Origin of the sequence: Bacteroides sp. D2, assembly GCF_025147085.1 — a bacterium.
GTDB lineage: Bacteria > Bacteroidota > Bacteroidia > Bacteroidales > Bacteroidaceae > Bacteroides.
This window is the reverse complement of the sequence record NZ_CP102261.1, coordinates 1,732,749-1,757,071: the sequence shown is the minus strand read 5'-3', so window position 1 is coordinate 1,757,071 and position 24,323 is coordinate 1,732,749. Positions and strand designations below refer to the sequence as shown.

Annotated in this window: 11 protein-coding genes; 1 reads left to right on the top strand and 10 read right to left on the bottom strand. The window is 41.3% G+C overall.

Features of this window, described 5'->3' with window-relative positions; genetic code table 11:
- Positions 1-3: 3 nt before the first annotated feature.
- From NQ505_RS05990 to NQ505_RS05945, 10 genes are all read right to left on the bottom strand, one after another.
- Positions 4-1,176 (bottom strand): glycoside hydrolase family 105 protein, encoded by a 1,173-nt coding sequence (locus tag NQ505_RS05990; RefSeq protein WP_004302643.1) that lies wholly within the window; start codon positions 1,174-1,176, stop codon positions 4-6.
- 39 nt (positions 1,177-1,215) lie between these two features.
- A complete protein-coding gene (locus NQ505_RS05985) occupies positions 1,216-2,265 on the bottom strand; it encodes a formylglycine-generating enzyme family protein (protein WP_229036826.1) in 1,050 nt (349 codons plus the stop codon).
- 28 nt (positions 2,266-2,293) lie between these two features.
- A complete protein-coding gene (locus NQ505_RS05980; protein ID WP_004302645.1) occupies positions 2,294-3,823 on the bottom strand; it encodes a RagB/SusD family nutrient uptake outer membrane protein in 1,530 nt (509 codons plus the stop codon).
- A 12-nt stretch (positions 3,824-3,835) separates the two neighbouring features.
- Entirely contained in the window at positions 3,836-7,036 is a 3,201-nt protein-coding gene (locus tag NQ505_RS05975) for a SusC/RagA family TonB-linked outer membrane protein (RefSeq protein ID WP_009001167.1), read from the bottom strand.
- Between the two features lie 156 nt (positions 7,037-7,192).
- Positions 7,193-11,260, bottom strand: coding sequence for a two-component regulator propeller domain-containing protein (locus NQ505_RS05970; RefSeq protein ID WP_009001168.1), 4,068 nt, complete (start codon positions 11,258-11,260; stop codon positions 7,193-7,195).
- Between the two features lie 222 nt (positions 11,261-11,482).
- Positions 11,483-13,075: a glycoside hydrolase family 30 protein gene (locus NQ505_RS05965; RefSeq protein ID WP_009001169.1), complete on the bottom strand. Its 1,593-nt coding sequence runs from the start codon at positions 13,073-13,075 to the stop codon at positions 11,483-11,485.
- Between the two features lie 84 nt (positions 13,076-13,159).
- Positions 13,160-14,158, bottom strand: coding sequence for a family 43 glycosylhydrolase (locus tag NQ505_RS05960; RefSeq protein WP_032854040.1), 999 nt, complete (start codon positions 14,156-14,158; stop codon positions 13,160-13,162).
- Between the two features lie 77 nt (positions 14,159-14,235).
- Positions 14,236-14,910, bottom strand: coding sequence for a DUF3823 domain-containing protein (locus tag NQ505_RS05955; protein WP_009001171.1), 675 nt, complete (start codon positions 14,908-14,910; stop codon positions 14,236-14,238).
- A gap of 12 nt (positions 14,911-14,922) precedes the next feature.
- The gene (locus NQ505_RS05950; RefSeq protein ID WP_009001172.1) at positions 14,923-16,773 is read right to left on the bottom strand and encodes a RagB/SusD family nutrient uptake outer membrane protein; all 1,851 of its coding nucleotides are present in this window, start codon (positions 16,771-16,773) and stop codon (positions 14,923-14,925) included.
- A 15-nt stretch (positions 16,774-16,788) separates the two neighbouring features.
- Positions 16,789-19,920 (bottom strand): SusC/RagA family TonB-linked outer membrane protein, encoded by a 3,132-nt coding sequence (locus tag NQ505_RS05945; protein ID WP_032854041.1) that lies wholly within the window; start codon positions 19,918-19,920, stop codon positions 16,789-16,791.
- A 190-nt stretch (positions 19,921-20,110) separates the two neighbouring features.
- Between NQ505_RS05945 and NQ505_RS05940 the strand changes: the two genes are divergently transcribed.
- Complete coding sequence (locus tag NQ505_RS05940) at positions 20,111-24,229, top strand: two-component regulator propeller domain-containing protein (RefSeq protein ID WP_009001174.1); 4,119 nt, start codon at positions 20,111-20,113, stop codon at positions 24,227-24,229.
- Positions 24,230-24,323: the final 94 nt, after the last annotated feature.

The window sequence follows — 24,323 nt, the reverse complement described above, 5'->3', positions numbered from 1 at the left end:
TGTTTACTTATTTGTTTTAAAATCTGTCACCAGAGCATAAGCACACCAAAGTACGGGTGCCTGTCCGTGAAGATCACCTGTCAATGCCAAACGATTGATATAGTGCTCACGACTGTTTTTTATCATCGTGCCTTCGCATACCGCCTTCACATCACCCGCTTTATCAATATAGCTACATAAAGCAATCCATCCTTTGCGGGCAACTTCGCCATACTCTTTCGCATCCAGCCAACCTTTTTTTACTCCTACAATCATGGCATACGTAAACATTGCACTTCCTGATGTTTCTTCCCACAACTCCGGATCGTCTACCAGCTGTCTCCACATTCCTTTTTCATTCTGTGTCTCTTTCAGCGTTTTCATCATTTTCAGATAAGCAGCCATTATTTCCGCATAATCCGGATTCGTTTCCGGCAAGATACGTAACAATTCTGCCATACCCACAGCCATCCAGCCGTTGGCTCTTCCCCAACAATAAGGAGCAGAAGGAGCATGATAGAACAAACCGTTGTCCAACTGGAGGGAGTCCAGATACACTACCATTTCACGGGCAGCACGGGTAATATATTTCATATCCTGCGTAACCCGGTAGGCTTGCGCCTGAACGGCTGTTATCATAAACATATCATCCATCCACAAACGGGTTTGCCAGGAATATCCTTTGTCGGCCCATGCTTTTTCTTCTTCGGTTAGTTCTTGCGTTGCAGGTGCATCCCACTGTGTATCTGCATATTTCATACCCATTGCCAGATACTTTTCATCTTTAGTCTGCATATATAATTCCAGAGGAACAGCACCAAACACATTATTATCCACATGATTGGCTTGCGGTTGCAGATAAGCCTCTGTCGTGAAGAGAGGTTGGAAGCGCGCTTCCAAGCGTTCCTCCAAGCCTCTGTTTTTTGTTGCCTGCGCGAACCACAATCCACCCAACCAAGTGCATACATCCGGATAAGTGATTTGTGTACGCGGTTCGTCTACACGTAGCGGACTGCCATACTGCGAATGCCATTGCTCCAGAAAACGATCGGCTATCTTGTTTCCAACCGTCACCGGATCAGCTTCTGCCGGAAAATCCGTCAACAAATAGTCAGCCTCTTTATGCCCTCTAAATGTGAAAGCACAAATCACCGCTACCCCGACAAACACGATCCCTATTATACCATACTTCTTCATTACTTTACCTATTAATATTCAATACCTTAAAACAAACACTTATTGTACATTCTCCAATTTAGGATGTACTAACCTGAAACCAATCAACTTATTACGTTTATCTACGGGAAAGGCAGCACGGGCAGAAACCCGGCAAGCACTCGTATTTGTATTCCATCCTCCACCACGACAGATCCGTTTTTGAGGCACATCCGACGGCAATGCGTCCGGACCTACCGGATCTACCTGATCTTCACCACTATATTCGTCGTACCAGTCGAGGCAGACTTCCGCTACATTGCCGGACATATCATAAAGTCCTAATTCGTTTGGTAATTTTTTTCCTACTTCTTCCGGCCAGAACTGCATACCAGTCTGTCCTTCCGGCAAACGGTAACAATTGGAAAGATTGTAGCCCACTTCATCAAAATTATTACTTCCGGCATAAACCGTTGAAGTTCTTTTCCTGCCTCCACGAGCCGCAAACTCCCATTGCGCCTCCGTAGGTAAGGTAAAATGTAATCCTGTTATCTCATTCAATTTATTACAGAATGTCTGCATTTCAGAGAAAAGACGATTATCCATCGGCAACCGGGTAGTAGCAAGATCTTTCCATGAGAAATTCTCCCATTTACCCATTACGTATGAATACATTTCCTGTGTTACCTCAAACCTGCAAATATAGAAATCGCTCACAGTTACTTTATGTACCGGAAGTTCGTCAATATGCACACCTTCTCCCTGTTCTGCCGTAGCTCCCATCAGGAACGTACCCCCATTGACAAATATCATATCTTCTTTCAGGAATTTCTCAAAAAACTTCACACGTTCCGGACGAATAACCGACGCCCATGTATCTCCCGGATCTAACGGATAGTATTCATCCAGGCCAGTATTCTTGTTCGAAGTGACCCGGGGAATCTTACTGGTATTTATGGTTGCGGCATCAAAGAGGGAAGGACCTTCTTCAACCGGTTCCGAACTGAAGTAGGAATCACCCGGCTCTACCGGACGTGAAGGATTGTCATATTCATCATTATCACTGCAAGAGGTCCCTGCCATAACCAGCACAGCACCCAACATCATATATCTCAATGTTTTTATCATCATAGCTTTCTTTTTTTGTGTTAACCAACGATTAATAACCATCATTCTGCCACATAATATCCTTATTTCCATAAGCTAATATATCCGACAGAGGAATAGGCGCCAATTTATTATATGACTTCATTGCATACGTAGGCTGTTCGGTCGTTTCATTATAACCTTCGTCTACCAGGGCAAAGTGTGTTGCCATCGCCTCTTCTGCTAAATCCCAACGAATCAAGTCCGGCCAGCGGATTCCTTCGAAAGAGAATTCTACAAAACGCTCTTTAACGAGATAGTCTAATACCGCTTGTTTATCGGCAAAATCACTTGACAATTTAGCAGACAGACCTGCTCTCTTTCTTACGTCATTGATAATTGGCAATATATCGGTAGATAGATAAGTAGCATAATCCAATTCGTTCAGTGCTTCCGCATACATCAACTTAACATCCGTATAACGCAGGATAGGAATATTATTTCCCCATTCGTCAACTGCCGTCGGCGCATTCTTAGTGGCTCTTAAGAACTTCCGCACCACATATACATCGGCCTGCGGAGCGCTCTTGTCAAGATACAGGTTATTGACTATTGTCAAGTCTCTTCTCTTATCTCCTGTTTCATACACTCCGTCGCCCGCAATGGACATGGAAGCACGGATGGAGCTGGAAGCACCATTGAACGTAATGCCGTTCAACTTAGCATAGTCCCCTTTCTCTTTATTCAGCGTAGAAGGAATGAACCAACCACTAAAACTTTGACTTAATCCCAAAGCCTTACCAGTAGTACCACCCAGATATTGAACTTCCCAAACCCGTTCTTTACCATTATTATATTCGTCACTGAAACAATCTTCATATTTACCAGCCAGTTCATAAAGAGTGCCTTCCTGTTCAATGACTTTTCCCAAATATTCTGCCGCCTTCGTGTAATTATGCATATACATATAAGTACGTCCCAGCATACCGGCAGCAGCATATTTCGTCACCCGGCCTGCCTCACTGCTTGCCCAACTGTCAGGCAGCCTGTTAAACGCATCTTCAAAATCAGAAATCGCCTGTTTGTAAGTATCCTCCTGACTGGAACGTGCTACCTTATACACTTCTTCACGAGAAATTTCCTTAGTAATCAACGGAGCACCACCCCAACACCAGGCAAACTGAAGATAAGCCAGTCCGCGCAATGCATAAGCCTCTCCGGTAATATATGCTTTACGATCTTCATCGGTAAAAACCACTGCATCTATCCTGCTTAATAATTGATTGCAACGAAACACCAGTGTCCACCAAGCCGACCAGGGCTTTGACCATTTGCTCTCCATCGGGGTATCCATGAAACGTCCTATCGGGGTAGAGTTACGAACCTCGTCGGCACGAGTGACAATTGCTTCCATATAATTCTTATTATAGATAGTCTGCAATTGTGCATAACAACCATTAATCGCCGTTTCAAAATCCTGCGGCGTTTTATAATAGTTCTGGTCAGTATAAATAGAGGGTTGCTCCACATCCAGGTATCCTTCACAGGAAGATAGTGCGAACAGACAACTTATACTTACTATTAGTTTATAAAATGATTTCATAATGGCAATAGATTAAAATGTTAAGTTAACTCCGAATATATACTTTCTCGACTGTGGATAAGTGGTATAATCCGCACCACGTACCATCGGATTATCGGGCGAATAGCTATTTACATCCGGATTACCGATATAATCTGTAAACGTATACAGGTTCTCTGCCGTCACATATACTTTAGCTGCCTGGATATGAGATTTTCTCAACCATTTCTTAGGCAATTTATAAGTAAGACTGATGTTCTGTATCCGCAAGAAAGAAGCATTATAAATAGCCATGTCTGTCATGTGCATTTGACCGTCCTTATTAAGAGGAGAGTTGTTGCCAAGTCCGTAAGGTAATGGAGTCTTACCATCCCAGGACATGTCTACTCCCAGACTTGTCGGTATCGGATTTCCTCCGGCGTACTCTTCTTTATAAGCGTGTAGCCATCTTTTCAATCCATTGTAGTTTCCACGTCCCGTATCCAAACTACGACCAGCCAGATAAAGCACCTTACCACCGATTTGTCCACGAAGGAATACGCTTAATTCTAGGTTCTTATAAGAAAAACGATTGGTGAATCCGTATGTCAGATCCGGGTCGTTCGATCCATAAGGAACCATATCATCGGAATTGATTTCCCCATTTCCATCTATATCCACGTATTTCACATTTCCGGGAATCTGATTTGTCAGAACAGGAACACGGGGACGGGATTTGTCATACTTACCATCAGGGCCAAGTTCAAAGTCGTCGTTTGTTAACAAACCATCCGTACGGTAAACATAGAATTGTGAAATCGGACCTCCCACCTTTGTGATAAAACGAGCATCATAGGCTTCTGTAATTACATTATCATTGCCTCCCATATCGAGTACCTTATTCTTATTGGTTGCCAGATTGAGCGAGCTTGACCATTTAAATGCTTTAGTATGCACATTGACTGTCGTCAGGTCTATCTCCCATCCTTTGTTTTCAATGGATGCAAGATTGGTTTTTACTGTACTGAAACCGGTTGCAGCAGGCAACTTCGTAGAGTAAAGCAAATCATCTGTTTTATTAATGTAATAGTCTACATTCAACTGTACACGATTATTGAATAAAGAGAGGTCAAAACCAATATCAAATGCTTTGGTCGTCTCCCATTTAAGTTTGTCATTGGCTATATTCTTTGCATACACACCCACTTGTGAAGTCCCTCCATACACGGTGTTAGTCACATCATAATTAGGAATATAATCGGCAGTACCAATACGGTCGTTACCGGACATACCCCAGGAAGCACGTAGTTTCAACAGGTTGATAACCTTGATATCTTTCATAAATTCCTCACCACTGATCTTCCATCCGGCTGATACGGACGGGAAAACTGCCCAACGGTTTCCCGGACCGAAACGAGAGGAACCATCACGACGCACTGATGCTGAAGCCAGATATTTATCTGCATAATTATAGTTCACACGTCCGAAAAGCGATGAAGTACGAACAATGGTTCTTGAACTGCTGGCTTCTGTAGGGGTAGCACCCATATTGAGGGTCGGCACACTTTCCAGCGGATAGTCCATTGCTCCCAAACTTGTCCTGAATTCATTACGTTCGTCAATACTTTGCCCCAACAGAATCTCTAAAGCATGCTTCTTATTCAGTGTTGTGTTATAAGTCAACGTATTCTGAATACCGGTACGGCTTATGCTAAGAGTTGAGGTAGTTCCTTGCGTAGTCGAGCCATTATTGGGCTGCACATTTGCCGGAAGAAAGTACTCATCAATTCTCATGTCCGAATTATAGCTGAACAATGTTTTGAAAGTCAATCCTTTTATGATTTTTGCCTCCGCCCACAAAGAGGTATTGAAGGTTTTCTTTTCCCTCTTATCTACTACTGACATCAATCTTTCGTAAGGGTTCACATTATTACGATAGCTTGCATTGAATCCATATTCACGGGTATTTTCATCCAAGCCAATGATAGGAGGCATAAGCAATGCATTCATAATCTGTTTGTCTTTTCCCTCGGACTCTCCTTTATCCTGATGAGAAATAGTGGGGGCAAACGTGGCACCGGCCTTGATATATCTATTCAGATCTACCGAAGCATTTAAACGGAAGTTGAAACGTTCGAAGCCTGTATTTTTAACAATACCTTCCTGATTCAGATAACCGGCAGAAAGATAGATAGAATATTTCTTTCCTTTGCTGGAAACAGATACCTGGTGATTATGAGTCAGGGCATTTTGCATAATCTGATCGATCCAGTTGGTAGTCGGAATGTCATTTCTAAACGTCCAGTCGGCTACATCTGAATTAGGATTCACCAACCATTGTTCGTTGATCTGATCGCCGGAGGATCTTTTCTTATTAGGAACATACATGCTATTCGTTCCTCCTTTGTTCAAATACTTGGCATTGGTATACCATATATTATATGCCAGCCATTCTTTTGCTGTCATCATTTCGGGTAATCCCACCGCATTTTGTGTACCAATGTATGATTCCCAGGTAATCACCGGTTTAGACCCACTTGCCTGCTTGGTTTCAATCAGCACAACTCCCGCCGAACCTCTGGCTCCATAAATAGAGGTAGCGGCAGCATCCTTCAATACCTGAATAGAAGCTACATCTGACGGATTTACATCACTCATGGATTCTGTAATTACACCATCCACCACAATTAGCGGAGAAGAGGAACCATTAATGGAGCTTGCTCCTCTGACAAGAATCTGCATCTCTTCACCCGGAATTCCACTTGATGTTTGTGTCTGTACGCCTGCCAACTGACCGGAAAGTGCATCACTTAGACTGGTAATAGGGCGTCCATCAATCGCATCGGAGGAAATTTTAGCAACTGAAGTAGTCAGATTCGACTTTTTCACTGAACCGTATCCTACCACGATCACTTCATCCAACGTTTTAGAATCTTCTTCCAGTTTAATGGTAAGCTGTGACCTGCCGTTCACTTTTACTCTTTTCTCTGTAAAACCTACGTAAGTAATGACCAACGTTGCTTCTTTACTTACATTCAGGGTAAACTTACCATCAAGGTCGGTAATTGTACCTACAGTTTTATTCCCACTTTCCACTACATTGGCGCCAATAATGGGTTCCCCCATCATATCGACCACTGTCCCGGTGACTTTCATCTGCGCCCAAGCCATCGTGCTCAAGCATAACACAAAAAGAGTCGCCAGAAACCTTAGTTTTTCATAAGAACTCTTTTCTTGATTTTCTTTGTCGTTCATAAACTAAATTTTACAAGGTTAATAAATCATTTACTATTCCTTAGCGGTGCAAACATAGAGAATGTTCACCCGCTCGACTTGGAAAATAGTATCAAAGACCTGCAAAATAAGCCCAGAACATTTCGTCTGGGACATTTTTACCAGAGAAACACGATTTTACATCCGTTGCTTCAGGTAATTGGCAGGTGCGATGTTATACGTAGATTTAAAAACTTTACTAAAATAAGAAGGGTCAGAATATCCGACATCATAAGCTACTTCAGAAACAGTATATTTACCAGTGGCCAATTTCTCGGCAGCCAGTTTCATGCGGACATTCAAAATAAGTTTATTAGGTGATACATCGGAAACAGCCTTTATTTTCCGGAAGAACTGCGAACGGCTCATGCCCAATTCTTCATGCAGATCGTTAACGGACAAGTTAGGATCATGTACTCTTTCGCGGATTAGCTCCATCAGTTGTTGCATGAAACTATCCTGAGCACTAAGTTCAGCTACGGGAACTTCAATAGCATCCAGCTTTTCGCAGAAAATCCGGCGAAGGCGATTTCGGTTTTTGATGAGACTATCCAGTTTTGCCAGTAATACTTTCGGAGCAAATGGCTTTAATACATAATCATCTGCCATCACACTATAGCCCTCTTCAATATGCTCATTCAAGGCCTTTGCTGTCAACAAGACAACAGGTATATGGGCCGTAATCATCTCTTCTTTAATGGCCTTACATAACTCAAGCCCATCCATTACCGGCATCATCACGTCACTGACTATCAAATCGGGAATCTGTTCAACCGCTTCTTTCAATCCTTCCTTTCCATTGGAGGCTTCGTATACGATATACTGTTGGGATAGCAAAGACACGATATACTGGCGCATATCGTCATCATCTTCCACAACAAGTACACGATAACGGTGGTCATCTTCTACTGAAGCCGGTTTCTCTTCTTCGATAGGAGCAATACACTCCCGCCTTACTTTTTCCAGATAGGTATCTTCACGATTTTCGACAAACTCTACATTCGCCCCGGCAAAACATTCTTTTCCCAAGTTCAATTCCACCAAAAACTCGGCTCCATGTCCGGGTGTACTTTCCACCGATATTTTCCCTTTATGCAGTCTCACTACATATTGCACCATATTCAGCCCGATGCCACTACCAAACAGATCCGACTTGCTACCCTGCTCTACCTGAAAAAACGGATCAAATATCTTCGACAAATTCTCCTCCGAGATTCCTTCCCCACAATCTTTCACTGAAATCACAACACTGCCAGCTTTCTCCACTGAACGAACTTTTATCTGCGTGCCTTTGGGAGAGTGTTTCACAGCATTCGATAACAGATTGAAAATAACTTTTTCCATCAGGTCTGTATCCATCCAGAGATTATCCCCATAATAATCATTGTCATATCCGATTGTCAACTCCTTCTTATGCAATAAATCCGAGAAACTATCAATCTGACTGGTAAGGAAAGTCCCTATATTGACACGACTCAACTTCAATGTCATGGCTCCATACTCCAACTTTCGGAAATCCATTAGTTGGTTGACAAGCAAAAGCAGACGATTCGAATTCTTATAAATCTGCTTCATCGGGAAAAGAAATTTATGAGGCAATGTCTCATCCTGCAAAATATCTTCCGCCGGACCGGTAATCAAAGTCAGCGGAGTACGTAATTCATGTGAGAAGTTGGTGAAAAGCTCTATCTTCATCCGATAATTACGTTCAATATTCTCTTTTTCTATTTCTTCTATTCTCCGCTTATATTTATCCGATTTCCGCTTGTAGAAATAATACAGCACGCCTCCTATCAGCATCAGTGCCAGAAGCACATAGATCACCTTAGCCCATCCGGTGAGCCAAACAGGAGGATGAACCACGACATCGATACCTGTCGCATCCCCCCAAATGCCATCGCTGTTACATGCTTTTATATAAAAGGTATATTCCCCGGCTGGCAAATGAGAATAAATGACTTCATTACGTTCAATATAATTCCAATTCAGATCAAGTCCCTCCATTCGATAAGCATATTTATATCCTTTCGGAAAGATATAATCCAAAGGGGAATACTTGATGAGTACGGCTGCATTTTTATAGGATAATTCTACATGTTCCAGACTGCGTGTATTATCGTATTGTACCCGGTCGGCTCCTTCGTCGGAGTCGAGACTATTTACGGAAGATACATGTACTACAGGTAACAAGCTCTCTTGACCGGCGATAATTTCCCGGGGAGCAAACTCCACCATACCATTATTGCCACCTACATAAATCCTTCCATCCTCTACCTGTAACAGAGTATTCCGGGAAACCTCATTCAAAGGAAATCCTGTATCTTTAGTATAATTGACAATTCTGAAATCTTTCATTGACAGTTTAGAAAGTCCGATCACAGTAGATATCCAAAAATCTCCGGTTTCTTTATCTTCAAGTACACCGCAGACAGAATTGTGTATGAGACCCTGTTCTATACCGAAATGATCGATAGTTCCTCTCTCCAAATGGCAACGATATACACCCATATTATATGTTCCCACCCAAAGGTAGTGCTGGCTATCCAAATAAAGCAGACTCACATTTTTATTTTTCAGTTCATCAAAATCAAGTTGATTGCCTTTAAAGTAATGGGCTGCATTATTGGGATGATAAGGAAAACTCCACACTCCACTCGTACGCCCGCCTACCAACATACTGGAGCCATACGCTAACAAGTCCTGCGTCAGCATAAAACGTGTGTTTCCATCTTGATTTGTCGAAAAAGAACGGCTAAGTTTTTTTGTCTTGGGATTGTAGCAAGACAGTTCATCCTCTGCAATCCAGATATTTCCCTGCACATCTTTTGCCATAGCCCGTATCTGTGCATCCGGGGGGAACATATCCATCATTTCCTTACTAATAGAAAGATCTCGAAGATTCAGCGAGTATACTCCTTTATTGAGTACATAGAAAAGTATCTCATTCTCATTATTCTGAAACATATAGTATACTTCATCTTCGCTAGCTCCTACTTTTCCTATTGGCAACCGAACTTCCTCCACTTTACCATTAGCCAGGTTTAAAGTACATATCCCTCTATTATGTCCGATCCATAATTTTCCTTGTGCCTCTATTAATTTCCCGGTTACTCGTATCGGCTGATTTATATTCAAAGTGAGCGGATGATAACGGAATAGATATTGTCTGGCATTATAAAACAGAGCACCTTCATTGAAGGTTCCCAACCATAACGATCCTTGTTTGTCTTTGTAAAGGCTCATCAAACGACGGTTAGCAAGCAGTCCGGAAGGAATACATTCTTCAAATGTCCGGCTAATAACATGTGTATGTTCATTCATCACTGCTAGCCCATTATCTGTAGCTAATAGTAGAAGAGAATCGTTATACACCTTTATATCATGCACCTGTCCTTTCCATACACTCATATCAGCCGGGAAATTCACTTCAATTTTTGTTGCTGTACTGGTAGCCGGATTATAAAGTTGTAAATTATCCAGAGAAGAGGCCAACCAGGTACGTTCTTTTTCGTCCTGAAAAATTTTCAGAAATACCGGATAATCCGGCCCTTTCAGAATATATGAGAAACGGGAGGTTCGTGTATCCAGTCTAAGGATGCCTTTGTTTGCTACATTCAAAAGAAGAGAATTATCTGCACTGGGTGCCATACTGTTTATATAAAGTCCTCTCAACGCTTCCAGACAGGTACATTTTCCATCCCGAAGGATATACACCCCCATTTTGGTAACCACCCATACTGCTCCGTCTGCTGCTATTGACAAACCAACCACCACCCCACGAGGCAATTCGCTACCTTTATACAAAGTGGCTAAATCTATATATTTCTCTTCAAAGGGATCGAAAAGTGTAATTCCATTAAAAGTTCCAATCCACATTCTGCCCTGCCTGTCTCCTGTAATACTGACAATATCATTGGATTGTCTGACGGTCTCATCGGATTCATAAAAGAAACTTTTAATTTCATAACCATCCAAACGATTCAACCCGTCTTTTGTCCCTAACCATATATATCCCATCTCATCCTGATAAATAGCTTTTACCGTACTGTTTGACAGTCCGTCTGCTACAGTATACGAACGGTAGGGATTATCGGCTAAAAGAATCAGGGTACTACTGAACAATGTAATCAACAAGAACGTAAACTTTTTCATCACCATGGTACAGACATATTCATATATGCAGGCAAAGATAATATGTCTTTTCATAAAATAATAGTCTGCATGAGGGTTTTAACTAAACTGATATATGGCATTTTCAGCTTTAGCCCCTGTAACTCTAAGAAGCGATATAGATACCTGAAAATATCTTCTATTGTCTATGAAATACCTCTTCTTATACACTGTACCCGTCTATTACTTTCGTAGCAATAGACGGGCACATAGATGTATTATTCTCCTCAAAAAATAAAGAATATAAAATCGCTTTTATTAATTACTCTGAAGCGTTATAATGGAACGTGCCGGAATCTGAATGTTTTTTCCACTTTTCACTTTTCCTACCGGAAGCAAATTCTCCCCTTCTTTATCTGAAGTACGATAAATCTGCCATTGCGTATTTCCTACTTTTTCTTTATGAATAGAAAACTCTTTTTCCTCATTGGCATAGTTTATAACGACTATCACATACGTTCCATCTACGTTTTTGTAAGCAGAACACATCAATCCTTGCTGGTCGGTGTCGCCATCAGGAATGAAAGCGTTTGTTTGATCGAAAGCCGAAACGGATAGCCGGACTGCTCCCGGACGGATAAAACGGCTATAATTTCCTAAAGCCCACATCAGTTTAGAATCTTCTACTGTACCATCCAAGAAGTTATCGTCTGTTGTATACTCACGAATCAGTCCGTCTTTGTAGTCACCGCCAATGGCACGCCACCATTGCCAGCTTTCAGCTCTGGCATATACAATATCATGATGAATGATACGTGCTACATAGAGCGCTGTCTTCATTGTACGATCGAAACCATTTCCACCACCAATTTCTTCATCATTACCCATGATGCAAGTCTCCGTTTGCCAGAAGCCAACTTGATGTTTATCTAAGGTATCCCGCAACTGGCAGCGGATATTACGTAATTCACTTAACGGAGTCGTTGTCCAATAACTATGACCAAGCATCAGGCGGGGAACATTCGGAGTATCTCCTAAATATGTATCTACACTATCCGGACAGAAAAAGGCTTGAATCTGATAACCCCGTTGCCAATCTGTTTCGTGAGTGCGGAACATACAGCGATAATCGGAAGATTCATTCACCAAAATCTGCGTATCCATATTCCGGCTTACAAATTCTTTGCTTAACAAACGGACAGTATGAGCTACTTCTTTGTTGGTTGCCGGACAACCTTCTTGTTTCGGTCCTACCCAATTCCAATGTTCATCCGGTTCGTTGAAAGGACAGATGTAGTTGAACTTGATGCCATCATGTTCTTCTACTCCCTGTACTACATCTGCCAGAAAACGGACGTACTTTTCATAACAATCCGACTTCAGATTTGCCGTGCCTCCACGACCGGTATTGGTTGCCAATCCGTTCTGCGTATAATGTACGGGAGGCGAGTTCAGGAAAGCCAGGAATTTATTGACTCCCCGTTCCTTTGCCAGTTTCAGAAAATTGCGTTGTCCTTGTTGCTTGTTCCAATCGTACGTTCCATCCGCGTTCAGAAAACACTCGGCTCGCATCCAGGGAGAAGCGATCTGACTAGCCTCCCCTTGTTCCGCACTGCCTGCACCGACATTGAAACGCCAGAGGGACAGGCCGATACCTTTCGGCTGTCCGTTCACATCATTCTCCGTACTGAACAGCCAATCGGCTACCTGGTTTTGTTTCTCTTCCGGCCAAAGTCCGATAAACTGCATACTCCAGGCGTCTGAAGCACTAAAATATGCCATCGTTTGACAAGGCTTATCCGTTTCTATCTGATAACTTACATCAGGAACAGATTGAGAACATCCACCCGCCACACATACAAACAGAAAACCTAAAATCGCTACTCTCTTTTTACCTATAATCCTATTCATCTATAATCTTTCATTATTCAAATCATACAATACAATTCCGTCCTGAAACAACCTGACCATCTACCGAAATCAGGAAAGATATTATTAAGGAGTGGGTATTACTTGCTTAATGCTCCCATCTTCATTAAATTCCATACGATCTATACATACTTCACGATGGACACCGGGATCACTTTTGAGATAATTCTTATTAATGCGATGATAAATAATATACCACTTATCAGTGCCGGGAACTTGCAAAACAGCATTATGAGCAGGACCGTATATTTCCTTTTCCGGGTTTTGAATCAGTATAACAGGATTCTTAGCTACTTTAATTGGTCCCAAAGGTGAGGTTGAAGTGCCATAAGCTACATGATAATTGGGAGACCCTGTATCATCTACCGACCACATGAAATAGTAAAGTCCGTTACGGTAGAACACATAAGCAGCTTCACGATAAGCATAATCCTCCAAAGTTCCTCCTTCAGGAGTCATCACTGTAATCGTTTCCTTCTTAATGGAAACCATATCCTCATTCAGTTCCGCACCTGCCATATAGCCATTTCCCCAATACAGATAAGACTTCCCCGAAACCGGATCGGTAAACACATCCACATCTATTTGCTGACCGTTTCCGGTGGGTGAATCCGTTACAATGGGACGCCCTAAATCAACAAACGGCCCTGTGGGAGAATCGCTCGTGGCTACTCCAATCTGTTTTCCTCCGCCTGCTTTCGGATTACCACTGTAGTAAAAGAAGTATTTATATTTTCCTCCTATCAACTTCTCCTCCATACAAGGTGCCCATGCATTACCATCCGCCCAAGGTACCTGATCTGATTTCAAATCCAGCATTGTCCCTTCATCTTTCCAATTCTTTAAGTCTACAGACGAAAAAACGGTAAAATACCAACCACCCCATCCAGGCTGTCCGTCTGTGGTGGAATAGATATAGTATTTCTTAGTCTTGTTGGAATATAAAATTTCAGGATCAGCATGGAAACCTGGTAACACAGGATTACCAGATAACGCGAAAGCAGGCAGCGTCACTGCCAACATCAAGCCGATTATAATCAAAGTTTGTTTAATAGATACTATCATATTTTCATGAGTTGGATAAAAAGGGGAAATATCAGGTTGTGATACTCCCCCTCCGGTATTTACATTCTTGATACTATTTATTTCAATGCTACTTTAATAGATTGACTGTAACAATATTCCGATGATTTGTCTGATTTAACTCCGACACGAGCGTAAAGATAGGATTCATTGAGTAAGCCACTTGGAATCTCAATTTCAGCAGTGTTCTCCTGATTGAGTGAAACGGTATTACCCAACGCCAACTCCGCTTCCTTTTGTTTCTCATCTGTCAGGATACCTGTTCCCAAATAGATACCTACATTCTCCAGATTGGCATCGGCAACTACCTTATTGATAGTAAACCGTGCGGTAACCTTATTGCCGTTTCTGGCAAAAGATACGTTTCTGACAGAGAAATACGGTGTCACAGGAATATCCTGCACAGTGTTTCCTTTCACTGTAATATAAATTGTGTCATTAGAAGGTCTTTCCCAAGGTGCATTGCCCATACGCACCAATTTATAATCACCATTGAAAAGAGACACGGAATAGCTTCCGTCCTGCGCAACATACACCGGAATAGAGCCATGCAAAGCATAACCGTCCTGGAATAAAGCAAACTCTGAACTTCCGCTTCTAACTCCTACTGCTTCACCGTCATAAATTGCTCTTCCGGTCAACGTAGCCTTAGGTTCCTCAAAGTTGTCGTAGCTGCAACTGCTTACTGCCAACAAACAACATATCATAATAAAGAAAGGTATAATCTTTTTCATAATCTCTTATTTTTATTGGAATGGATTCTTCACAATCGTCGGATTGTTATTAATTACATCATCAGCAATGAATGAATAATAGTTAGACTGCTGGAAGGTTCTTGCCACCTTGAAACGTTCGGATTTTGTCTTTACAAAAATGTACTTGTCCTGATCCGATGTTCCCGGTTTTGGTTTAGCAATACGATAAGGATATAAACCGTAAACGATCGCTTTATCGTTATCTGTATTTCCGTTCCAGGTGATATCAGCTATTCTCCATCGTTTCATATCAAAATAACGGTGATCTTCGAAAGCCAGTTCCACACGACGTTCGTTCTGAATCTTTTCTATTGTCAGGCTTGTCAGGCTATTGGCCGGGAAACCGGCACGCTGACGCAAGCGGTTGATGTAGGGTAAAGCTGTCGGCTCGTCATTCAATTCGAAAGCAGCTTCGGCAGCATTCAAATAGATTTCACCCAGACGGAACCAAGGCCACCAGTTTTCAGCATAGTTACGGAGAGTATAACCGGATGCCTCACTGATAAACTTACGGATATAAAATCCGGTATTGCTCACGTTAGGACTATTAGTCTGGGGACCATCCTGGCCGACAAAAGTTTTATTATCGTCATAAGCACTTCCCAATTTCGAATCTGTCAGTAAATCATAAGAACCCGTCTTATCATTCCATACTGCCACTCCTGCCTGAATATCTACATCCTGATTTCTGAACTTTGAGCCCGGATAGACGATCGTACCATACAAACGTGCATCTTTATTGGCAAAGATATCACTCGGAGTATCATATACTACATAGTCATTACCATTCTTATAATGTAAAGTTCCCGGAGCTCCATCCAAATAATCAAATGCTTCTACCAATCCTAAAGATGGGCCGATGCAAGAAGAATTATCGTTATCTTCTCTCAAATGATGGACTACATTATCATAACCGAAGCTATGCACTTTCAAAGGATTCTTATAATCTTTCACCCAAATAGCTTCCTTATTTAGTGTCTTGTCCATAAACATTTTATAGAAGTTCACTCCTTTATCCGACTCCTTTTCATAAAGTTCATATCCGCCTTTTGTGATAATTTCTTGCGAAGCAGCCAACGACTTCCGATAATAACCGTCTGCCATATCGGCCGGAATACCCACTTCTCCGCCAGACGTTACAATATTAGGAGTTTTCAGCGCATTGTATTTGGCAATAGAACCGGCATACAACATAGCACGGCTCTCCAATGCCAATGCAGTGTAGTAATTGGCACGACTTTGACTGCCTTTATTACCCAGTTGCGACTTGATTTCTTCACATTCACTGTATACAAAGTCATATATTTCGTGCTCCTTGGCACGTGGATTACGTAAGTAAGAAGGATCTCCGCTAAAATCATACTCCAAAGTAGTTGTAATCAATGGTACACCACCCATACGTCTTACAAGCTCAAAATAAACGTAAGCGCGGATAAAGCGAAATTCAGCTTTGAACTGTAACTTGTCATCTGCTGAAATATCTGTTCCATATTTGTCGATATTCTCAATAGACATATTGATGTCTCGTATCAATCCATAATCCCACCAACGTCCGTAGTCGTTGCCATAACGTAATTCATTACGATAATTCTGATCCAGCGTGCCACAGTACATAGCATCATCCGTTTCGCACATACCACCGGTATTGAAGTCACCGTGTAACTGTGGAATACGATTATATAAATTGGCTAGCTGTGATTTAATCATGTTCGGATCGTTCCATACCAACTCATTGGTAAGAATATTTTTGGGATCTCTTTCGAACCAGCTGTCGCCACAACCCGATAACATGGAAGTAAGGACGGCTCCCAACAGAACTATTTTTATAGATTTGCTTTTCATGATAGCGTTCATTTTTTAGTATGTAATATTAAATCCAAGAAGGAATGTACGTTGTTGCGGATATACCACTGCAGCTGCGGCAGTAATTTCAGGATCGACTCCAAACTTACCCACATTGTCGAACGAACACAAGTTAGAAACATTAGCATAAATACGTACCTTCTGTGCACGAATCGGTCTCAACAGTTGTGACGGCAAGCTATAACCCACTTCCAAGTTTTTAATACGGAGATAGCGTACATTGTGCAACCAGAAGTCACTATTCTTATTGTTATAGCTGAACTCACCTTTACGGATGGCCGGATAACGTCCCGGTATCCATTCACTTTCCGGATCGTACAAGTCGGCACGGTGCCAACGGTCTTCCAATAGATAAACCGGTGAGTTTCCATTTCCATGATATGCATTAGCCAATTCATAGTTTTGTCTCCATCCTTGCATAGCACCACCGGAAAGGTCGATATTCAAGTCAATACCCTTCCACGCCAAACCGATATTACCACCAAACGACATGATAGGCGCCCAGCCTTCCGGATAACCGATAGGACGCTCATCCATACTGTTGATAATACCATCACCATTTACATCTTTATAGATAAAGTCACCGGGGAGCAGTGTCCGGTTATTATTTCCATCCAAATTTACCGGATAATTACGAATTTCTTCTTCCGACTGGAACTGGCCAATTACCTGATATCCCCAATAGATACCTCCCCAACGGCCTTCCGCAGAATTGCGGTATTCATCCCAAGAGTTATTAAAACGCGGTTTATAAGTCTCAATGCTCTTATAACGTGAGAAAGTAAAGTTACCGCTTACGGTATAGTTCAAATCACCAATATGATCGGTCCATGTAACCATACCTTCCGCACCGATATATGCTTGTTTGTTCAAGTTCTCATTAGGCAATGTATATCCCACTTCACTCGGAAGCAATACATCATAACGGGCAGCCGGTACACCGGTAATATCCTTGCGGAAAGCATCGGCTGTAATCTTCAAACGATTATTGAACATAGTCAGGTCAAAACCGATATTCGATGTCGTATTCTTAGTCCAGGATAAGTTAGTAATAGGTAGTCCTCTCTGGTTCAGTCCGGTCACCAGTTCACCATCCAATACTGCATTACCATTATTCCACGTATAACCACTCAAGTAATCGAACAGTTTTACATCCTTCTCTGTACCTGTCTGACCGATAGAAGCACGAATCTTCAAATCATCTACAACCGGTCGCAGCTTTTCAAAAAATTTCTCTTCCGAGATTCTCCAACCTACAGACACACCCGGGAAGAATCCCCAACGGTTATTAGCTGCATAGAGATAAGAACCGTCATAACGAGCCAATAATTCAATCAGATATTTGTGGGCAAAGTCGTAATTGATACGGCCAATCCATCCGGCACGTGCTTCGTAACTCCACTCATCACCGAAACTATTGATTTCATCAAACTGCAATAAAGGCAGATAATCAGTAGAAGGTTCGGTACCATACGTTTTCTTACTCCAATCATAATCGGAAGCTTCGTAACCCAAAACTGCCGAGATATTATGGTTCTTAATCTGTTTTGCATAATTCAATTGCAATTGCATATAACGCGCAGGGACACTACGATCTATTTGATTTCTCCAACGTCCTGTAGCAGGTGTCCCGTTATAAGTATCTTTCTCCTTATCGTATGTATAGATTTGATAAGCATATTGATAACCATCGAAACGGCTGTTGGTGTAATTGTATGAGAACGTAGCTTTTGCAGTTAAACCGAAAGAGAAATCATACTGCGCATAAGCATTGATATTGGCATTACGAGTCAAATTATCTTTGTAACCGGCAATGTCACGACTGAAAGCAGCTGGATTGTAACCATTCTCATGTACATTATTGATATATTCCGGATTATCATTGGCATAAGGGCTTTCGATAGGCTGCATTTTGAACATAGCCAATATAGCCGAATAATAACCGTCACCACCCGGCAAACCTACGTCTTCACTCTTTTCATACTTACCGCTAATCTGTGCACCTATTGTAAAACGGTCTGTTATCTTAGTATCAATATTCAACTGAAGATTGGTACGCTCATATTTAAAGTCAGGCATCATCGCATCTTGTCCAGTATGAGCTACAGAAAGATAATAGTTGGTCTTTTCAGAGCCACCTGTCACATTCGCATTGATGTGGTATTGAGGTACATTTTTTCTCATTACCATATCATAATAGTCATAGCTCTTATATCCCGGTTCGGTACCAGCTTCCCATTTAGCAAGTTCCTCGGGACTATATAATTTGCTTGGATCTTCACCTCTATTCTGTGCTGCTTCAGCCAAACCTCTTACATATTGTCCTGCATTTGCCAATTCGGGGAAACGGGTCAGATTCTGCCAACCATAGTATCCATTTACATTGATGCTTACCTTATCATTCTTTTTACCTTTCTTGGTAGTTACCAAAACTACACCATTTGATGCACGCAAACCGTAAATAGCAGCAGAAGCATCCTTCAAGACTGTGATACTCTCGATATCCTCGATATTCAGAGCATTAAACACATCGCTACCGGAAACATCCGATGCCTGCAACCAGTCACGGCTGTTCATTCCACCATAAGGAATACCATCGATTACAAACAGGGGGCTACCCATATTACGGATTTCAAGATTGATACCTCTACCCGGACGGGCATCCACAGCACGTGTAGACACACCTGCTATCTTACCGGATAAGGCTCCCGCAGTGGTCGTAGAAACAGAACGCGTCAACGCATCAGACTTAACATCACTGATGGCTCCGGTCAGACTTTTCTTGGTTTGTGTACCATAGCCCACCACCACAACTTCATCCAAAGTTTCCGTATCTTCTTCAAGAACGATTTGAAGATGTGCCTTTTCGCCTATCTTCATCTCTTTAGTCTTATAACCGATGAACGAAATTGCCAATGTGGCATTTTTATCATCTACATTAATTGTGAAGTTACCATCGATATCGGTAATGGTTCCATTAGAAGTTCCTTTGACAGTAACATTGGCACCAATGATATCCTCTCCTCTCACATCGGCCACATGTCCTGTAACTTGTGTTTGTGCAAATGCTGCAGCTGACAGAAGCAACTGTACGACACACATGCATAAGATTCTTACATACCTCATAAATTAGAATTTAAAGATTAAACATTTTTTGTTGTTTTTTCCGATGCAAATATAGAATATTGATATAAATGAAATAAGCAAAAATCATGCAGAAGAGCTATGCAAATCGTGCAATGAACGATTTACATACTCTAAATAAAATATTTATTCTTATTTTTGAGCTGATAATTGAAACAAATAAGCACGAGTTATGAAAAAACACATTGCTTCTACTTTATTTTTATCCTTGTTGTCCATTCTTCAATTGACAGCCCAGTCTCATTCTGTAAAACGACTGGGAATAGAACAAGGATTATCCAATAATTATGTAGTCAGTATTACACAAGATAAACAAGGCTTTTTATGGTTTGCTACAGAAGAAGGACTTAATAAATTTGACGGCACCCGCTTCATTACTTATTATAAAAATGATTTGCCACATAACAATCAGGGAATCACCGGCAACGAACTCAACCGGGTGTATACTGATTCCAAACGTCCCATCATTTGGATAGCCACTCAACGAGACGGACTAAATGCATACAATTATGACGAACAAACATTTACCGCCTACCAACATAACCCGGAAAATCCACACAGCCTGATTACAAATGATGTAACGGATATCTCTCCTTCCACCCAAAACGATGATGGTTTATGGGTCAGCACCTATTATAGAGGTATAGAATATCTAAATATTAATAATGGGCAATTCACACATTATAATAAGAGTACGGTGCCTAGTCTGCCCTCCAATCAGACATGGACAGTATTGGACGGAGGAGACAACAATTTGTATATCGGCCATGTTGGAAGCGGATTCAGTATTTTTTCTCTTAAAGACAAAAGCGTAAAGAACTTCCAGAATGAAACGGGAAATCCGGCAAGTTTGCCCGGTAATGATGTGTTTTGTATCATTAAAGATGCAAACGGTAACATCTGGTTAGGAACAAATAATGGATTGGCTCTATACAATGCTGCTAATGAAAACTTTATCACATTCAGAAATAATAAGAATGACAAGTATGCCACTTTATGCAGTCGCATATTATCTATCCGTCAATTAAAAGATAATAGGCTCTGGATTGCTTCAGAGCTCAATGGTATTGCCATATTAAACCTGAAACAGGGTATGTTTCTCTCGCCAGAGGAGCTTTCTATTGAATACATACAGGAGGGTGATGATAGTCGAAGCCTCTCTAATGCAAGCGCTCGATGTATATTCCAGGATTCTTTCGACAATATCTGGATAGGAACATGGGGAGGAGGCATCAACTTTATTAGTAGTAAACCTCCTTTGTTCACCACGTTAAGCTATTCTCCGATTCCAAACAATGAAAACAGCCTGAACAACAAAGTAGCCAGCAGTCTTTGTATGGACAGACAAGGACGGGTTTGGATCGGAACAGATGGAGGAGGTATTAATGTATTTGAAGGAGAGAAACGTATTGCTATTTATAGAAAAGAGAGTGGAGACATTCCTTCGAATTTTATATTAGCTTCTTTACAAGATTCAAAAGGGAATTTATGGTTCGGTTCCTACCAAGGAGGAATCAGCTATTATGATAGCCGGAATAAAAGATTCCGTTCCATCTCCCTCATGGGACAATCTAATCTAGACGTCCGTACGATCTATGAAGATGCCCAACATAACATTTGGGTAGGATATAGTGGAGGAATTGTTGTATTAAACCCTCTAACCATGAAGATTATCAAGCATTACAATACAGATAATAGCGAACTGCACAGTGATTTTATACGTTCTATAGCCCAAGATGAGAAAGGACGTTTTTGGATTGGAACTTTCGGAGACGGACTTGGCATATACACCCCGGACTTACAGAAAATCAAGACGTTCACTCAAAGAGATGGCTTTTGTTCTAACACCATCAATCAGATCATACAAGATAAACAAAAAAGAATGTGGATAGGAACGGGAGAAGGATTAATTTGTTTCCTGTCGACTAATGAACTGAATTACAAAACTTACCAACGAAAAGATGGCTTAATCAATACAAATATCTGTGCAATAACAGAAGATAAAAAAGGGAATATCTGGTTTAGCAATAATAAAGGTATCAGTTGCTATGTTACGAATAAAGACTGTTTTTATAACTATGGCCACTCTGACGATGTTCCGGCAGGAAGTTTCTCAAGCGGTTGTGTAACACAAAGTAAGAATGGACAGATTTATTTCGGTTCTATCAATGGAGTATGTTGCTTCAACCCTGACATTACCATGAATGAACAACCGGCTCCAGCGGCAGTTGTCACAGAGATGAAAATACTGGGACGGTTGAGTAATCTGGAAAACAATGATATGATTATCAATCTCTCCAAAGGATCAAACGTTGAATTGAGTCATGCACAAAATAGCTTCGGAGTGAGATTCAACGTTCAAAACTATTCTCTCGTCAATCAAGTAGAGTATGTTTATATGCTGAAAGGGCTCGAAAACTCGTGGTACACCGTCAATGAAAGTAACAATGTCACTTTCCGCAACATTCCCCCGGGAAAATATGAATTCTTCATCAAAGCGCGAGTACATAATCAGGAATGGCCGGAAGAAGCCACTTCCCTGACCATCCGTATCAATCCTCCTCTTTGGTTGACGTGGTGGGCAAAACTTATCTACATCCTGGCATCTATCAGTATCATTTATCTTATCTTGCATGCTTACAAAAAGAAGTTAGATCTGGAAAGTCTTTATACTTTGGAAAAGAAAAACCATGAGCAGGAACAGGAATTAAATCAGGAACGCTTGCGTTTCTATACCAATATCACACATGAGCTGCGTACCCCTCTGACCTTAATCCTCGGTCCTCTCGAAGATATGCAAAAAGAAGTATCGCTTCCTGCAAAACAAGCCCAGAAACTATCAGTTATCCATCAGAGTGCGCTACGATTGCTCAATCTGATTAATCAGATTCTAGAATTCCGAAAAACAGAAACACAAAACAAGAAATTGTGTGTCAGCAAAGGGAACATTGCCCCTCTGATTTATGAAATAGGGCTTAAATACAAAGAGTTAAATCAAAATACCAAAATTGATTTCCGGATTCAGATAGAAAAAGAAGAAATGTTTCTTTTCTTCGATAAAGAAATCATCACGATTGTTTTGGACAATCTGATTTCCAATGCTATCAAATATACGGAACAAGGGCGCGTAACACTAAGTTTGCATCAGACCATGCGTAATGAGGTAGCTTATACGGAAATTAAAGTCAGTGATACAGGGTACGGAATTTCCGCCGAGGCCCTGCCACATATTTTCGACCGCTATTATCAGGAAAGCGGTAAGCATCAGGCATCCGGTACAGGTATCGGGCTGGCTTTAGTGAAGAATCTCGTCACCTTACATGAAGGGGAAATCCGTGCAGAAAGCGTCCAAAATGAAGGAAGTACGTTCTATATCAGTTTACTGACGGATAACATCTACCCCAATGCCTTACATGCAGATTCTACAGAACCGGTTCAAGAGGAGATGAATCAGAATACGGAGCTGGAGTATTCACAAGAAGCGACATTAGATACCGGTAAACCAATCCTATTGATTGTAGAAGACAATGAAGAAATACAGAAATACATAGTTGAATCCTTCACCGACTCGTTCGAGGTAATCACAGCCAACAACGGAGAAGAAGGAAAACAACAAGCCCTTAGCCGTATCCCCGATATTGTAGTCAGCGATATTATGATGCCTGTGATGGACGGCATCACTTTATGTAAGCAATTAAAAGATGATGTGCGCACCAGCCATATTCCTATTATCCTGCTGACAGCCAAAGATTCTCTGCAAGATAAAGAAGAAGGATATGAAGTAGGAGCCGATTCTTACCTGACGAAACCTTTCAGTGCTTCTCTGCTACGTAGCCGAATCAATAATCTGCTCGATTCAAGGAAAAAGTTAGTTGCCCAGTTCCAGGCGCAATCTACTCCGGGAAATCAAATAGATTTAAGTGAAAAGCGTATAGTAATTGCCGAAGCTTTGAGCAAATTAGATAATGAGTTTATTGAAAAAATCACCCTTTTAATCGAGGAAAACCTTTCTTCAGAGAAGATTGATATTAACTATCTATCCGATAAAATGTGCATGAGCGGTTCCACTCTTTACCGGAAAATGAAAGCACTTACAGGACTCTCGACCAACGAATATATCCGGAAAGTGAAAATGGAGAATGCAGAACGTTTGCTGCTTGAAGGGAAGTTCAATATCTCTGAAATAGCCTATAAAGTAGGAATGAACAGTACGGGATATTTCCGCCAATGCTTTAAGGAAGAATTTGGTGTCTCTCCTTCAGATTATCTGAAACAAATTAAGCAATCTTGAGAAAGGAAGATGTATCAGAAGTAGAATTTACTTTCATGTTGCTCTGTCATTCAGAACAATAATGAAAAATCTCTTCTGATACCTCCCAATAGGA

Coding starts and splice junctions, on each gene's coding strand:
- NQ505_RS05955 (WP_009001171.1), bottom strand. CDS start 14,910: ATGAAAAAGATTATACCTTTCTTTATTATGATATGTTGTTTGTTGGCA.
- NQ505_RS05970 (WP_009001168.1), bottom strand. CDS start 11,260: ATGAAAAGACATATTATCTTTGCCTGCATATATGAATATGTCTGTACC.
- NQ505_RS05950 (WP_009001172.1), bottom strand. CDS start 16,773: ATGAAAAGCAAATCTATAAAAATAGTTCTGTTGGGAGCCGTCCTTACT.
- NQ505_RS05990 (WP_004302643.1), bottom strand. CDS start 1,176: ATGAAGAAGTATGGTATAATAGGGATCGTGTTTGTCGGGGTAGCGGTG.
- NQ505_RS05975 (WP_009001167.1), bottom strand. CDS start 7,036: ATGAACGACAAAGAAAATCAAGAAAAGAGTTCTTATGAAAAACTAAGG.
- NQ505_RS05985 (WP_229036826.1), bottom strand. CDS start 2,265: ATGATGATAAAAACATTGAGATATATGATGTTGGGTGCTGTGCTGGTT.
- NQ505_RS05945 (WP_032854041.1), bottom strand. CDS start 19,920: ATGAGGTATGTAAGAATCTTATGCATGTGTGTCGTACAGTTGCTTCTG.
- NQ505_RS05940 (WP_009001174.1), top strand. CDS start 20,111: ATGAAAAAACACATTGCTTCTACTTTATTTTTATCCTTGTTGTCCATT.
- NQ505_RS05980 (WP_004302645.1), bottom strand. CDS start 3,823: ATGAAATCATTTTATAAACTAATAGTAAGTATAAGTTGTCTGTTCGCA.
- NQ505_RS05965 (WP_009001169.1), bottom strand. CDS start 13,075: ATGAATAGGATTATAGGTAAAAAGAGAGTAGCGATTTTAGGTTTTCTG.
- NQ505_RS05960 (WP_032854040.1), bottom strand. CDS start 14,158: ATGATAGTATCTATTAAACAAACTTTGATTATAATCGGCTTGATGTTG.